The 14984-nt window shown below is 71.6% G+C and carries 15 protein-coding genes; 11 read left to right on the plus strand and 4 right to left on the minus strand.

Annotated features, from left to right (window positions below; all coding sequences use genetic code 11):
* The coding region (locus ABT367_RS21795) for a MerR family transcriptional regulator (RefSeq protein ID WP_352254771.1) at positions 1 to 595 on the minus strand (595 nt) is incomplete at its 3' end.
* A gap of 45 nt (positions 596 to 640) precedes the next feature.
* A complete protein-coding gene (locus ABT367_RS21800) occupies positions 641 to 1306 on the minus strand; it encodes a HEAT repeat domain-containing protein (protein ID WP_352254736.1) in 666 nt (221 codons plus the stop codon).
* Positions 1307 to 1419: 113 nt separating this feature from the next.
* Here ABT367_RS21800 and ABT367_RS21805 point away from each other — a divergent pair, with 113 nt between their 5' ends.
* From ABT367_RS21805 to ABT367_RS21845, 9 genes are all read left to right on the plus strand, one after another.
* The gene (locus tag ABT367_RS21805; protein ID WP_352254737.1) at positions 1420 to 2043 is read left to right on the plus strand and encodes a helix-turn-helix domain-containing protein; all 624 of its coding nucleotides are present in this window, start codon (positions 1420 to 1422) and stop codon (positions 2041 to 2043) included.
* A gap of 64 nt (positions 2044 to 2107) precedes the next feature.
* Entirely contained in the window at positions 2108 to 3292 is a 1185-nt protein-coding gene (locus ABT367_RS21810) for an NAD(P)/FAD-dependent oxidoreductase (protein ID WP_352254772.1), read from the plus strand.
* Positions 3289 to 3546, plus strand: coding sequence for a (2Fe-2S)-binding protein (locus ABT367_RS21815; RefSeq protein ID WP_352254738.1), 258 nt, complete (start codon positions 3289 to 3291; stop codon positions 3544 to 3546). Before ABT367_RS21810 ends, ABT367_RS21815 begins: the two co-directional genes overlap by 4 nt.
* Positions 3543 to 4886 (plus strand): NAD(P)/FAD-dependent oxidoreductase, encoded by a 1344-nt coding sequence (locus ABT367_RS21820; RefSeq protein ID WP_352254739.1) that lies wholly within the window; start codon positions 3543 to 3545, stop codon positions 4884 to 4886. Before ABT367_RS21815 ends, ABT367_RS21820 begins: the two co-directional genes overlap by 4 nt.
* Before the next feature lie 101 nt (positions 4887 to 4987).
* Positions 4988 to 5911 carry a dihydrodipicolinate synthase family protein gene (locus ABT367_RS21825; RefSeq protein WP_352254740.1) on the plus strand — a complete coding sequence of 308 codons (924 nt, stop codon included), beginning with the start codon at positions 4988 to 4990 and terminating at the stop codon, positions 5909 to 5911.
* A 1-nt stretch (position 5912) separates the two neighbouring features.
* Positions 5913 to 6923, plus strand: a complete 1011-nt coding sequence (locus ABT367_RS21830; RefSeq protein ID WP_352254741.1) for a proline racemase family protein — start codon at positions 5913 to 5915, stop codon at positions 6921 to 6923.
* 196 nt (positions 6924 to 7119) lie between these two features.
* The gene (locus tag ABT367_RS21835) at positions 7120 to 8157 is read left to right on the plus strand and encodes an NAD-dependent epimerase/dehydratase family protein (protein WP_352254742.1); all 1038 of its coding nucleotides are present in this window, start codon (positions 7120 to 7122) and stop codon (positions 8155 to 8157) included.
* Positions 8157 to 9245, plus strand: coding sequence for a dihydrodipicolinate synthase family protein (locus tag ABT367_RS21840; protein ID WP_434975509.1), 1089 nt, complete (start codon positions 8157 to 8159; stop codon positions 9243 to 9245). The genes ABT367_RS21835 and ABT367_RS21840 overlap by 1 nt, the downstream gene beginning before the upstream one ends.
* A gap of 131 nt (positions 9246 to 9376) precedes the next feature.
* On the plus strand, positions 9377 to 10342 hold the full coding sequence (locus ABT367_RS21845) for an acyltransferase domain-containing protein (protein WP_352254744.1): 966 nt from the start codon (positions 9377 to 9379) through the stop codon (positions 10340 to 10342).
* Between the two features lie 37 nt (positions 10343 to 10379).
* Here ABT367_RS21845 and ABT367_RS21850 read toward each other — a convergent pair whose 3' ends face one another.
* Together ABT367_RS21850 and ABT367_RS21855 are read right to left on the minus strand one after the other, a co-directional pair.
* On the minus strand, positions 10380 to 11027 hold the full coding sequence (locus ABT367_RS21850; RefSeq protein ID WP_352254745.1) for a fasciclin domain-containing protein: 648 nt from the start codon (positions 11025 to 11027) through the stop codon (positions 10380 to 10382).
* 70 nt (positions 11028 to 11097) lie between these two features.
* A complete protein-coding gene (locus ABT367_RS21855) occupies positions 11098 to 12684 on the minus strand; it encodes a molybdopterin-dependent oxidoreductase (RefSeq protein ID WP_352254773.1) in 1587 nt (528 codons plus the stop codon).
* Between the two features lie 156 nt (positions 12685 to 12840).
* Here ABT367_RS21855 and ABT367_RS21860 point away from each other — a divergent pair, with 156 nt between their 5' ends.
* Positions 12841 to 14106, plus strand: coding sequence for an NAD(P)/FAD-dependent oxidoreductase (locus ABT367_RS21860; RefSeq protein ID WP_352254746.1), 1266 nt, complete (start codon positions 12841 to 12843; stop codon positions 14104 to 14106).
* Between the two features lie 44 nt (positions 14107 to 14150).
* A complete protein-coding gene (locus ABT367_RS21865; protein ID WP_352254747.1) occupies positions 14151 to 14930 on the plus strand; it encodes a DUF1365 domain-containing protein in 780 nt (259 codons plus the stop codon).
* Positions 14931 to 14984 lie beyond the last annotated feature (54 nt).

Raw genomic sequence — 14984 nt, forward strand, 5'->3', positions numbered from 1 at the left:
GGCACTGAACGGCGCGTTCGCGCACCGCGGCAGCCGGTGAGCTCAGACCTTCGGCCAGCAGCGCCGTGACATCGTCGCCCGAGCGGGCCAGCGCCCAGCGCAGGGCGCCGGCGACGTTGGGATCGGTCTCGGTCAGCGCCGCCTCGACCAAGGCCTCCTTCGGCGCGGGCGCGTCGTCGCCGGAGGTCAGGGCCGCGCGCTGGCGGGTATCGGCGCTCTTCGACCCCAACGCCTGCAGCAGCCCGACCACTTGGAGCACCGCCTCCCAACTGGCAGGACCGGCGCCGTCGATCCGCTGCAGACGCGTGAGCAACTCGGTCTCGGCCGCGATGCGTTCCCTCGTCTGCGCGATGAGGTCGACGACCAGCGTCGCGGGCGTGAAGCCCGGATCGTCTAGCGCACGCCCGATCTCGCGCAGGGAAAGCCCCAGCGACCGCAGGCTCTCGATATGGAAGATCCGCCGGATGTCCTCGGCGGAGTACTCCCGATAGCCGGTGCCGGTACGGGCCGAAGGCCGCAGCAGGCCGAGCGACTCGTAATGCCGGAGCATGCGGGCGCTGACTCCGGAGCGTCGCGCCACCTCGCCGATCAACATGCGGGTCATTCTCCCGGTCCGCCGGTCATTCTCCCCGTCAGCCGGTCACTCTCCCGGCCGGTCCTGGAGGGCGACGACGCGTTTCGCCTCCTCGACGGCGAACGCGAACCCGGCGTCCGGGTCCTGAAGCAACCGCAGTGTGGCCAGCGCGTGCGCGCGTACGCCCCCGTCGGTCGCTGTCGCCGCCGCCCGCAGCGCAGGCTCGGACCTGTCGCCCAGCGCGATCATGGCCCGGCTGAGGCTCAGTTGCGTCTCCCGCCCGCCGCGCCCGAGCTGAGTCGCGAGCAGTGTGGCCAGAGGCGGCTCGTCTCCTTGCGGTACGAGCACCACCGCGGCCCGCCAGGCACTGCGCGCCACCTCGTCCTCGGCGTCGGTCAGCAGCTCTCGCGTGATCGCCGGCCAAGCGCTCCGGTTCCCGAGCTTCGACAGCGTGTGCAGCGCCTGACTGCGTGCCTGCGAACGCGCCGATCCGAGCTCACCCACGAGCGCGGGCAGCGTCAGGGACACCGGGTGGCGGGTGAGTGCCCAGGTCAGCATGTCCCGTACGAAGAACTCGGACTCGATCGCGCAGCGCTCGACCAGCGTGTCCACGAAGCGCGGGTCGGGCGCCGAACCGGCTGCCAGGGCGGCCCGCAGTCGTACGGATGAACGACTGTCCTCGAGCGCCTTGAGCACCCGTGTTCCCTCGGTGTTCTGTCCTGTGATCGTCATCGAGATCACCTCCTCGGCAACGAGCCAAGACCTTGTCACCGTGTCAAGGTCAAACCCCTCGCGCCGCCCGAGCGGCCAGGTAGCCTCCACCGCACAGGAGCCGAGGAGGTCGAGTGGTCCGGGAACACGCAGGCCGGGTGCTGGGGGCGAACCTTCGCGTACTGCGGGGGCAGGCGGGGCTCACGCTCTCCGCCCTGGCCCGGGAGTCGGGCATCGCCAAGGGGACGTTGTCGCAGCTGGAGTCCGGTACGGGCAACCCCACCATTGAGACCGTGTTCAGCTTGTCGAACGCTCTTGGGGTTCCGGTCTCCACGCTCCTCACCGAGCGCACCGACCCGGACGTGGTCCTCGTGCGCTCCGGCGGACTCGAGGTGCTCAGCAGCAACGCCGTCGACCTGCGGATGCTGCGCCGCATGGACATCACCGACAAGGCGATCGAGCTCTACGACCAGCGGGTGCGTCCGGGGGAGGTCCAGCACTCCGCGGGGCACCCGGGACGCGAGCATGTCGTGGTGACATCGGGGCAGCTCAGAGTGGGGCCGCCGGATGCGCCGTACGAGCTGGGGCCCGGTGACTACGTGTGCTTCGACGCCCGGCGGCCGCATGTGTACGAGACCGTCGGCGGACCGGTGGTCTCCGTCCTGATGCTGGAGTACCCGGCCGACGCGGGGCCTCCCGCGCTCGGTGGCTCGTGCGGGATCCCCGCACCGCGCAAGCCGGGGCGTGCGAAGGGTTGACCGCGTCGCCAACTCCTTTCTAGGCTCGGTCCGTTCATTGAAATGAACGGAAGTGGGGTGGGTGGTGTCCCCCGACATCGTGGTCGTGGGTGCCGGCATGATCGGCGCCGCCTGCGCGGAGGCGCTCAGCGCCGCCGGTCTGAGGGTGACGGTCCTCGACCGCGCAGGGATCGCCGGCGGCACGACCGCCGCGGGCGAGGGCAATGTGCTGGTCTCCGATAAGGCACCGGGCCCCGAGCTGGAACTCGCCCGCGCCTCCCGCCGCCGCTGGCCCGACCTGCTCGCCGCGCTGCGCGAAGAGCTCGGCCCCGCGCCGGCCGAGGCGGAGTGGGAGGCCAAGGGTGGCCTGGTGGTCGCGACCACCGACGAGGCCGCGGCGCCCCTGGCGCACTTCGCGGCCGCGCAACGCGCCGTCGGCATCCGCGCTGACGAGATCACCCCGGAAGCCGCCGCGCAGCTCGAACCCCACCTCACCCGGGGCGTCACCGCCGCCGTCCACTATCCCGAGGATGCCCAACTCCAGCCGGTGCTCGCGGCCACCACGCTGCTCGCGGCGGTGCGCGCCCGCGGCGGCGAAGTCCGCGCCGGCACGACGGCGCTCGGCGTGACACGGGACGCCGCCGGACGGGTCAGCGGCGTACGCACCGATGACGGCACCCTCGCCTGCCGTGCGGTGGTCAACGCCTGTGGCCCGTGGGCGGGTTCGTTCGCCGCCCGGGCCGGGGCGCCCATCACGGTGCTGCCACGGCGCGGCATGATCCTGGTGACCGGCCCGCTGCCCCCGGGCACCGTCCGGCGCAAGGTGTACGACGCCGACTACGTCGGCGCGGTCGCCAGCTCGGACGCAGATCTGCAGACCTCGACGGTGGTCGAGGCGACCCGCGCGGGCACGGTGCTCATCGGCTCCAGCCGCGAGCGCGTCGGCTTCGACGAGACCGTACGCGTCGACGTACTGCGGGAGTTGGCACGCAAGGCCGTCGCGCTGTTCCCGGTGCTCGCCGGTGTGCCGGTGATGCGGGCGTACGGGGGTTTCCGGCCGTACGCACCCGATCATCTGCCCGTGATCGGCGCCGACCCGCGGCTGCCCGGCCTGTGGCACGCGACCGGCCACGAAGGCGCGGGCATCGGACTCGCGGCGGCCACCGGACGGCTGCTCGCCGACCTGTACACGGGAGCGGTGCCCGAAGTCGATCCGGAGCCGTTCCGCGTGGACCGGCCGGCTGTCATCGAGGGGGAGGAGGCCGCGTGAAGGTGCTCATCGACGGCAAGGAGACGGTGGCGGCCGAGGGTCAGACCGTGGCGGGCGTGCTGCTCGGCGCGGGGATCACGTCGTGGCGTGCGACCAGGGACGGTGGCCGGCCGCGCGGTGTCTTCTGCGGGATCGGTGTGTGCTTCGACTGCCTGGTCGTGGTCAACGGCATCCCGGACGTACGGGCATGCCAGCGGCTCGTCCGCGACGGCGACGAGATCCGGGCGCAGCACGGTGCGGAACTGCCGTCGTGAGCCGCGTCGTCGTCGTGGGCGGCGGGCCCGCCGGGATGGCCGCCGCGCGGGCAGCCGCGACAGCCGGCGTCCAGGTGCTCCTTATCGACTCGGGCGCGCGGCTGGGCGGCCAGTACCACCGGCAGGACGCGCGCGCGGGCGCCGAGCGGTTCACGCTTCCGCCCGGCGTCGAGCACCTGGGGGAGTCGGTCGTATGGGCGCTGGAACCCGTGGCGGGCGGGCACCGGGTGCATGTGCGCACCGGTCCTGCCGACGGGCCGGGCAGGACCGGCCGTAGCGTCGACACCCCGGCCCTGGTCCTTGCCACCGGCGCGTACGACCGGGCACTGCCCTTCCCCGGCTGGGACCTGCCCGGCGTCTTCACGGCAGGCGCCGCGCAGGCGCTGGCGAAAGGGCAGGGCGTACGCGTGGGGGAGCGGGTGCTGCTCGCCGGCACCGGACCGTTCCTGCTGCCGGTGGCGCGGTCGCTGCTCGATGTCGGCGCACGGGTCGTCGGTGTGCTGGAGGCGGGCGAGCCCGTCACCGGCTGGCTCGCCCGTCCCGGCGGTCTGCTGGCCGGCACCGGAAAACTGGGCGAACTGGCAGGCCACGTCGCGTCGTTGGCGCGCCACCGTGTTCCGTACCGACGCCGCACCGCCGTGATCGAAGCACACGGAACCGACCGCGTCGAAGCGGTCACGACGGCCCGCCTGAACCCCGACTGGACCGTGGTGCCGGGCAGTTCGCGCCGCGTCGAGGTTGATGCCGTGTGCGTCGGATTCGGCTTCACCCCGCAGCTCGAACTCGCCGTCGCGGCACGCTGCGCGCTCGCCGACGGCTTCGTGACCGTAGATGCCGCCCAAGCCACCTCCGTACGCGGCGTGTTCGCGGCCGGGGAGCTCACCGGTATCGGCGGAGCCGAACTCTCCGCCGCGGAGGGCACGATCGCCGGCGTCAGTGCGGCGCGGCTGCTCGGCGCCCGCCCGGCACCACCCGTCCGCGCGCTGCGGAAGGCCCGTACGGGCCGCCGGTTCGCCGCCGCGCTGGACGCCGCCCATCCCGTACGGGACGGCTGGCGCAGCTGGCTGCGCGAGGACACCCTCGTGTGCCGCTGTGAGGAGGTCGCCTACGGGGAACTGTGCGCCGCCGCCCGCGAGCGCGAGGCTTACAGCGGCCGCTCGCTCAAACTCGTCACCCGCGCGGGTCTCGGCCCGTGCCAAGGGCGGATCTGCGGCCGCGCGGTCGGCGAGCTCACCGGTGTCCAGGACGCCGCCGCCACATTCGCCCGGCGCCCGATCGCCGCACCGCTCCGCCTCGGCGAGCTCGCCGAGGACCCGGGCCAAGAGCCCGACGGCCCATAGGACCCGGTGCTTGCGGACGCCTTGCCGGCAACGCCCGCACAAATGGCAGCAACGCCCGCACCGACGACAGCAACTCCCTCACCAGCAGAAGGAGATGGCGCATGACGCAGGAGAAGCTCGACGGAGTCATCGTCGCGACCGCGCTGCCCTACGCCGAGGACCCGAGCGCACCCGCCGGACTCCGCGTCGACCTCGACCGGTACGCGGAGCACTGCCGCTGGCTCATCGAGAACGGCTGCCGAGGTGTCGGGCCCAACGGGTCCCTGGGCGAGTACTCCTCGCTCACCGACGACGAGCGCAGGGCCGTGGCCTGTACCGCGCTCGACGCGGTCGGCGGCGACGGGATCGTGGTGGTCGGCGTGCACGGCGTCGGAGCGCACCAGGCCCGGGCCTGGGCCGAGAAGGCCGCCGAGGACGGTGCGCACGGGGTGCTGTGCCTGCCGCCGACGATGTACCGGGCCAACACCTACGAAGTGATCCACCACTTCGAGCAGGTGGCGAGCGTCGGGCTGCCGGTGATGGCGTACAACAACCCGATCGACACCAAGGTCGACCTGACACCCGAGGTCGTCGCCGAGATCGCCGCGATCGACAACGTGGTGGCCGTGAAGGAGTTCTCCGGTGATGTCCGCCGGATCCTGGAGATACGGGAGAAGGCGCCGGACCTCACCGTCGTCGCGGGGGCCGACGACCTCGTGCTCGAGGCGCTCCTGATGGGCGCCACCGGCTGGTTCGCGGGCTTCCCCAACGTCTTCCCCGCCGAATCCGTACGCCTCTACGAACTGGCCCTCGACGGCAGGCTCGACGAGGCCCGCGCACTGTACGAACCGTTGGTCGCGGCCTTCCGCTGGGACTCACGTACCGAGTTCGTCCAGGCCATCAAGCACGGCATGGACCTCGTCGGCCGCTACGGCGGCCCCTGCCGGCCGCCCCGCGGTCCGCTCACGGGTGGCCAACTGGCCGCGCTCGACGCCGATATGAAACGAGCCGTCGAGTACCTGGCCGAGCAGTCGGTGGGTGCCTGAGATGCGCGCCTCCCGGTATTTCTCCGCCGTCGACTCGCACACCGAAGGCATGCCGACCCGCGTCGTCACCGGCGGCATGGGCGTCATCCCCGGCGCGACCATGGCCGAGCGCCGCGCCTACTTCACCGAACACCTCGACCACATACGCGAGTTCTTCGTCAACGAACCCCGCGGGCACGCCGCGATGAGCGGCGCGATCCTGCAGCCGCCCACCCGGCCCGACGCCCACTACGGCGTCCTGTACATCGAGGTCTCCGGCTGTCTGCCCATGTGCGGTCACGGCACCATCGGGGTGGCGACGGTCCTGGTGGAGACCGGCATGGTCGAGGTCACCGAACCGGTGACCGAGGTCCGGCTCGACACGCCGGCCGGACTCGTCGTCGCCCGAGTGGCGGTCGAGGACGGCCGGGCCACCGCGGTGACGATCCGCAACGTGCCCTCGTTCGCCCTGCAGTTGGACGCGAAGGCCGACGTACCGGGTCTGGGCACGGTCACGTACGACATGGCGTACGGCGGGAACTTCTACGCCATCCTGCCGATCGCCGACCTCGGCATCCCCTTCGACCGCGGCGACTCGGACGCCAAGGACCGCATGCTCAGCGCGGGCCTGGCCATCATGGACGCCATCAATGAACAGAACCGGCCCGTCCACCCGGCCGACCCTTCGCTGGGCGGCTGCAAGCACGTCCAGTTCGTCGCCCCCGGTGACAACGGCAGCGACGCACGCAACGCGATGGCCATCCACCCCGGCTGGTTCGACCGCTCACCCTGCGGCACCGGCACCTCGGCCCGTATGGCGCAACTGCACGCACGCGGCCGACTCGCCCTGAACCAGGACTTCGTCAACGAATCCCTTCTGGGCACCCGCTTCACCGGCCGCCTCGTCGAGGAGACCACCGTGGGCGGCCTCCCTGCCCAGATCCCCACGGTGACCGGCTCTGCCTGGATCACCGGCATGGGACAGTACCTCCTCGACCCGGACGATCCGTTCCCGCGCGGATTCACGCTCTGAGGCAAGGGGTTGCTGAGGTGTGAATCCTTCCCTCCCGGGATCAACCGGTGAAGTTATTCCGGTGGATTGGGGAATTCATTCCCCCGATCATCCCTTGCGTTGCCGGATAACCCCATGCTTTCTTGGCCCCAGCTCAATTCATTCGAGAAATTCATTCCGCTGAAAGGGATGAATTCAGAGCGTGTGGGGGTCCGCAATGAAAGTCCTGCCCCGGTCCGTGACGGAACTGGAGGACGAACTCGCCCGCCCTGGCGTGGAGCTGGCCGCCGAGGCCGGGGCGTGGCCGGACGGCCGGGTGCTGGTTCTCGGTGCCGGGGGCAAGACGGGGACGGGGATCGCGGTGATGGCGCGCCGGGCACTCGACTCGGCGGGCCGCACCGATATCGAGGTGGTCGCCGTATCGCGCTGGACGGACGCCGCACTCGCCACGTATCTGGAGAAGCAGGGTGTACGGACCTTGCGGGCCGACCTTTCCGACCCGGCGGCGGTAGGCGACCTTCCCGACGCCTCCGCGGTCGTCCACCTGGTCGGCGCGAAATTCGGCACCGCGTCGGCCCCTGATCAGGCATGGATGACGAACACCGTGCTGCCCGCCTATGTGACCCGCCGCTTCCCCGCCGCCCGGATCGTGGCCCTGTCCACCGGCAACGTGTACGGGATGACCGCGCCGACCGCCGGGAGCCCTCGGGAGAGCGACCCGACCGACCCGCGGGGCGACTACGCGATCACCTGCCTGGGCCGCGAACAGGTCTTCCGGCACGCCGCGCGCACCTTCGGTACCCCGGTCGCCCTGATCCGCCTCAACTACGCGTGCGAGCCCCGCTACGGGGTCCTCGCCGACCTGGCCCGGACACTCCTGCGGGGCGACGCGGTCGACCTGTCCGCGGGTGCGGTGAACGTGGTCTGGCAGCGGTACGCCAACGAGGTCGTCCTGCGCTGCCTGGGCCATGCCCGCGCCGACGAGGCCTTCACGCTCAACCTCACCGGTCCGGAAACCGCGAGCGTACGCGTCCTCGCCGAGCGGCTCGGTGAACGCCTCGATGTCACGGCCCGGTTCACCGGTGAGCCGCCCGCCACCAGTCTGCTGAGCGACGCGACGCTCTGCCACGGCCTGTTCGGCTATCCGGACCTGCCGCTCGGCGCCCTCATCGACCTTCAGGCGAACTGGCTCCTCGCGGGCGGCGAGACCTGGGACAAGCCGACCAAGTTCGAGCGCAGGGACGGTCGATTCTGATGCCCGCCCGTATCTCCACCCGTACACCCGCCCGTATGCCCGAAGATGTCGCCGCTCTGCTCCACCGGGGCACCGTGATCCCCGCCCACCCTCTGGCCCTCGACGCGGACCGCCGGCTCGACGAGCGCCGCCAACGCGCCCTGACCCGCTACTACATGGACGCCGGCGCGGGCGGCCTCGCGGTCGGTGTGCACACGACTCAGTTCGCCCTGCGGGAGCACGGCCTGCTGCGGACCGTTCTGGAACTGGCCGGCGAAGAAGCTGCCGAGAACGCCGAAGGGCGTCCCGTGGTGCGGATCGCCGGTGTCTGCGGGCCGGTCCGCCAGGCGGTCGCGGAAGCGGAGACCGCCCGCGAACTCGGCTACGACGCCGTCCTGGTCTCCCCGGCGGGAATGCCCGAGGCGGACCTCGACCGCCTGCTCGACCGGACGGCGGCCATCGGCGAGGTCCTGCCGGTGATCGGCTTCTACCTCCAAGAGGCCGTCGGCGGACGGTACTTGCCCCGCGCGTACTGGCGACGGCTGGCCGACCAGGAGTCCACCGTGGCCGTCAAAGCGGCACCGTTCGACCGCTACCGCACTCTCGAACTCGTCCAAGGCATCGCCGAATCCGACCGCGGTCCCGAGGTCGCCCTCTACACCGGCAACGACGACAACATCGTCGACGACCTCCTCACCCCCTTCCACGTGCACGGCCCCGGCGGTCCGGTGGTACGGCACTTCGTGGGCGGGCTGCTCGGCCACTGGGCGGTCTGGACCCGGTCCGCCGGGCGCCTCCTCGCCGATGTGCAGGCAGCCGCACGCGCCGGAGACCCCGCGGCGCGTGAGCGGGCCCTGGCCAGGCTCGCGGGCGACACCGACGCCAACGCGGCCGTGTACGACGTACGGAACGCCTTCGCGGGAGTCATCGCCGGCGTGCATGAAGTGCTGCGGCAGCAAGGCCTGTTGGACGGAGTGTGGTGTCTCGATCCCGCGGAGTCGCTCTCGCCGGGGCAGCGCGAGGAGATCGCCCGGGTCCGGGATCTGTACCCGTGGCTGAGGGAGGAGGACGGCTTCATCGCCGACCGGCTCGCACGCTGGCTCACCTGACCCGGTGTGCCCAACTCCCCGTCCGCCCTCCGCTGGTCCTGCGCCCTTTGCGGTGCTGGCCGGCGGGCGTACGTACCCGATGACGACAATGGAGCCGACACGTGTCCGCCACGCACGGAGGCAGCAGACCCATGACGCCCATGACGCCGGACGACTGGTTCGACACCCTGTGCAGTGCCCGGGCCGACGCCCGTATTCCGGATCCGAAACCCTTGTCGGAGGCGGAGATCGCCACCGCGCTCGACGTGTTCGCGATCCCCGAGCCCGACCGGATCCCGCTGGCGGCCACGCTTCCCGACCCGCGGCGCACCCCGCACCTGTGGGAAGCCCTGCTCCACTGCCGGCGCACCTTGTTCACCACCGACGGCGCCGTGCAGTGGCCCAATGCACCCGAGGAACTCGGCGAGGCGGGCCGGTATTTCTACGCCCACCTCTGCTTCCTGTCCCTGTCCCACGCCCTCTCCCTGCGCCAGGCGCGTGCGATCCCGGACGAGGTGACCCGTGCGACCTTCGCGGACCTCGGCGCCAAGCTCACCACCTACCGCCTCGCACACGGCACCGGCGGCTTCGACCGGCAGACCTGGATCACCCGCCACCTGTGCGGCACCCTGCACCGACTCGGCCGCCTGCAGTTCGAGTTGCGTACGTACGACTCGCCCTCGTGGGGAGCGCAAGGCGCACCGGCGGACGGCCCGGGCGAGGACGAGCCCGTCCTCGACGTCCACATCGCCGACGACGGGCCGCTGACCCCCACCGCGTGCGACGCCTCCTTCGCCGCGGCCCGCCCGTTCCTCGCCCGCCACCATCCGGAGCACCCGGCGGCCTTCGCCACCTGCCACTCCTGGCTCCTGGACCCGGCGCTCGGGAATCACCTGAAGCCGGGCGCCAACATCGTGGCGTTCCAACGCCGCTTCACCCTGCACGGCGACAGCCCGGTCTGCGACGAGGACGTCCTGGAGTTCGTCTTCCACACCCGGCCGGGTACCACGTCCACGGCGGGCCTGCCGCGCGACAACACTCTGCAGCGAGTCCTGCTGGACCAGTTGGACCGGGGTGGTCATTGGCATCTGCGCCACGGGTGGCTCCGTCTGCCGTGAGCCGGAACCACCCGCGGCGCAGGGCCGGGCCGCGCGTTTACATCTTGGGCATGAGCACCGTGTCCACGATGTACACCGTCGCGTTGGCGGTCGGCACGTTGCCGCAGACGACCTTGGAGGAGTCGTTGACCGTGTAGTCCTCACCGGATCCCGCGGTGGTGAGCTTGCTCTTCTCAAGGGTCTCGAAAGAGCCGTTCTCCAGCTGTGCCGGGGTGAGCTTCTGCCCGACCACGTGGTACGTGAGCACCTTGGTGAGCGTCTCCTTGTCGGCGAGGACCTTGTCCAGGTCGGCCTTCGGGATCTTGGCGAAGGCGTCGTTGGTCGGGGCGAACACCGTGAGGTTCTCCGCGTTGTTGAGCGTGTCGACCAGGCCGGCCTTCTTCACCGCGGTCACCAGGGTGGACAGCGCCGGGTTGTTGGACGCGGCGGTGGCGACCGGGTCCGCGGCCATCCCGTCGAAGCTTCCCGCGCCGTCCTCGGGTACGGAGGCACAGGCCGGTCCGAAGGGGCCGGCCATGGGGTCGGCGCTCGCGCTCTTGTCGGCGGACTGCGTCGCCTTGGGCGTCTTGTCCGCGGCCTGGTCGGTGCTGCCCTTGTCGTCGGAGCACGCGGCGAGCGCGAGCGGCAGAGCGAGCGCGGCGGTCGCGGCGACGGCGACGCGGCGAAGACGGAGGGTGGTGTTCATGGTGTTCTCCTTGGGGGTGGACCCGCAGGGTGCGGGCCTTGTCACTGGTTCGTGGGGGAGTGGGACGGGATCAGGTCACGTTGACCACCACCGAATGCCAACCGGAGGCGCCGTCCGGGATCGTGCGGGTGCGCTCACTGGTCTGCGGGGTGCCGGTGCCGTCGGTGGCACGGACCTGGAGGGTGTGGGAGCCGGCCGTGGCGGCCCAGTCCCAGCGCCACTGCCGCCAGGTGTCCAGGGAGCCCTCGGAAGCCAAGTCGGCCCTTTGCCAAGGTCCTTCGTCCACGCGTACCTCGACCCGGTCGATGCCCCGGTGCTGGGCCCAGGCGACGCCGGCCACGGTGACCTTGCCGGAAGCCGGGCGGGCGAACGGCTCGGGCGTGTCGATACGTGACTGGGTCTTGATCGGCGCTTCACGCGCCCAGTCACGCTGCACCCAGTACGGGTCGTACGCATCGAACGTGGTCAGCTCGATGTCCTCGATCCACTTGCAGGCCGAGACGTACCCGTACAGGCCGGGCACGAGCATCCGGACCGGGAAGCCGTGCTCGAAGGGCAACGGCTCCCCGTTCATGCCCAGGGCGAGCATCGCGTCACGTCCGTCCATGACGGTCTCGACCGGAGTGCCGAGGGTCATCCCGTCGACCGAGCGGGCCACCAACTGGTCGGCGGGACCTCCGCGGGACGGCGGGCGGACGCCTGCCTCGTCGAGGAGGGCTGCCAGCGGTACGCCGAGCCAGCGGGCCGAACCGACGTAAGGGCCGCCTACTTCGTTGGAGACGCACGTCATCGTGATGTCGCGCTCGATGAGGGGCCGGTCGAGCAGCTCCTGGAACGTCAGGGTGCGGGGACTGCCCACCCCCTTGCCGTGCAGACGAAGACGCCATCCGCCGGGGTCGACCTGGGGGACGCGAAGCGCCGTGTCGACGCGGTAGAGGTCGCGGTTGGGCGTGGTGAAGGGGGCAACGCCCGGGATCCGGAGGTCCACCGCGCGAGCGAGTGGCGGGGCGGGCGAGGCAGGGAGGGGAAGCCTGACCCTCGCGCGGGCCGTTTCCGCCGTGGCGGACGAGTTCGCCTGCAGTGCCCGTGCCGCCGCTCCCACGCCGGTTGCCGTGACGGCCACGCCCGCGGTGGCCAGGACGAAGCCCCTGCGAGGAAGGCCCCCGGTGGTCGCGGCACCGACTTCCGCGACCACCGGGGAGTGCAGCTTGCCCGCCAGGACGTACAGGACGACGGCTCCGGCGACCGCACCTGCCAGGGCCGGCAAGGCGTCGAGCGGGCCGCCCGCATCCGGCCGGGAGAGCGCAGCCGCCGCACCGAGCGCACCGATCACCACCACACCGGCCGCCGCGATCAGCCGCGAGCGCTGCGCAAGGATCCCCAGGCCCGCCGCGCACAGCGCGAGGACCGCGAGGACACCCAGCTGCAGGACCAGTTTGTCGTCGGTGCCGAACGTCCGGATCGCCCAGTCCTTCACGCCTGGAGGCGTGCGGTCGATGACCGCTCCGCCGACGGCCGTCACCGGCCCCGCCGACGGTCGGGCGCCGACCGCGACGAGCTCCGCGACGGCCAGCGCGGCATACCCGGCGACCAGGCCGCTCAGCGCGGCCCATGCGCCACGCGCTGCTCTCGTTGTCCCTGTGCTCACACCCTTGATTCGAAACGGCGGGTGCTTCCGGCTTGGTCGTTCACCCGAACGTGGCTTCCGAGCCGCGAGTCCCGCAGGTCACACGGACCCACCAAGCCAGATTCGTCGCGGCTCCGAATCACTTGTGCGGGGCAACAGGTGTCCCGCTCATGGACGAGGGGCGGCATGACACGTAAGCAACGCACGGCGGTGATCGGCAGCGGTATCGCCGGACTGACGGCGGCGTACCTCCTGCGCGAGGCCCACGACGTCACTTTGTACGAGAGTGACGACCGGCTCGGCGGTCATGCCCACACCCATGACGTGGTGTCGGGTGACGGGCGCGCGCTGGCCGTCGACTCGGGGTTCATCGTCCACAACGAGCGCACGTATCCCCATCTGCTGCGCCTGTTCGCCGAGTTGGGGGTGGCGACCCGCGAGACCGGCATGACGATGTCGGTGCGGTGCGAGGGCTGCGGACTCGAGTACGCGGGCGCGCGCGGCGCCCGGGGTCTGTTCGCCCGGCCGGCCAACGCCCTGTCGGCGCCGTATCTGTGGATGCTCGGCGAAGTGCCGCGATTCCACCGCGCCGCGCGGCGGCTGCTGGCCGACGGCATCGAAGACAGTGGCACCCTGGGGGAGTTCCTCACCGAGCACCGCTTCTCTCGCTACTTCGTCCGGCACTTCGTCACGCCGGTCGTCTCGGCGGTCTGGTCGTGCCCGCCCGCGACGGCGCTGCGCTATCCCGCGCGCTACCTGTTCGCCTTCCTCGACCACCACGGGATGCTCACGGTCAGCGGCTCCCCGACCTGGCGCACCGTGGTCGGCGGGTCCCGCAGCTATGTGGAGCGGATCGGCAAGCAGCTCGGCGCCGTGCACCTTTCGACACCGGTACGGGCGGTGTGCCGAGGTTCCGACCGGGCCGAGATCCTCACCGAGGACGGCACGGCCGCCGCGTACGACTCGGTGGTCATCGCGACCCACCCGGACCAGGCGCTGCGCCTGCTCGCCGATGCGACCTCGGACGAGCGGCGCGTCCTGGGCGCCTTCCGCTACTCGCGCAACGCGACGCTTCTGCATACCGACCCCACGGTGCTGCCACGCCGCGCCGGAGCCCGCGCGGCCTGGAACTACCGCATGCCCAGCTGCACAGCCGGCGCCGGACACGTGCGGGTCAGTTACGACATGAACCTGCTCCAGGGCCTGGACGCTCCCGAGTCGTACGTGGTCACGCTGGGCGACGACGGCCGGGTCGCCGAGGAGCGGATTCTGGCCCGCATGGTGTACGAGCACCCCTGCTACACACCGGACTCGGTGGCGGCGAGGCGCCAACTCCCGGGCCTGAACGGGCCGGTGACCGTCTATGCCGGGGCCTATCACGGGTGGGGATTCCACGAGGACGGCTGCCGCTCGGGTGTCGAGGCGGCCGCGGCGCTGGGGGTGCGGTGGTGAGCCCCGGAGCGCCGCAGCGTCGGCGGATAAGTACGAGAGACGGGGTGGCCGCAGAGCCCGAAGCCCCGGCGCTGTACCCGGCGCTGGTCACCCACGTCCGCACCAAACCCACGCGCTACGCGCTCGGCCAGCGCACCTACCTCTGGCTGGTCGACCTGGACCGACTGCCGGTGCTGCCCCGCCCGCTGCGCGCGCTGGCGCGGTTCGAGGGCCGCGACCACTTCGCCGGGCGGGACACGACGATCCGCGCCGGCCTTGAGCGTTTCCTCAGGGCGAACGGGATCGAGCTGGAGGGCGGGCGCGTCCTGATGCTCGGCAACGCCCGGGTGTTCGGCCATGTGTTCAACCCCCTGACGCTGTACTGGTGTCACACGGCAGGCGGCCGGCTTCACTGTGTGGTGGCGGAGGTCCACAACACGTACGGCGAGCGGCATGGCTACCTGCTGCTTGCGCATGCAGCGCGCGGCGCCGACGGTCCGAGGCCGGCCGCGAACGGCGCGCGGGACTTCGAGACGGCCAAGGAGTTCTACGTCTCGCCCTTCTTCGCCGTGTCCGGCTCGTACCGGATGCGGCTGCCCGTGCCCGGCGAACACCTGCGCCTCACCGTGCACTTGGAGCAGGACGGCCGGCGGCCCTTCACCGCCACGGTGCGCGGCGAGCGCCGGCCGGCGACCGCGTCGACGCTCATGCGGCTCCTGCTGCGCCAGCCCTGGTCGACCCTCGCCGTGTCCGCGGGCATCCGCCGGCACGGCATCCGGCTGTGGCTGCGCGGCCTGCGCACCGTGCCACGTCCCCCTCATCCCCGGCAGAAGGGAATGCAGTGAGTACGTCTGTCTCCGACGCGTCCGACGCATCGTCGCGCGAAGGATCCGCACCCG

This window comes from Streptomyces mesophilus (genome assembly GCF_040300965.1).
GTDB classification, from domain to species: Bacteria; Actinomycetota; Actinomycetes; order Streptomycetales; family Streptomycetaceae; genus Streptomyces; species Streptomyces mesophilus_A.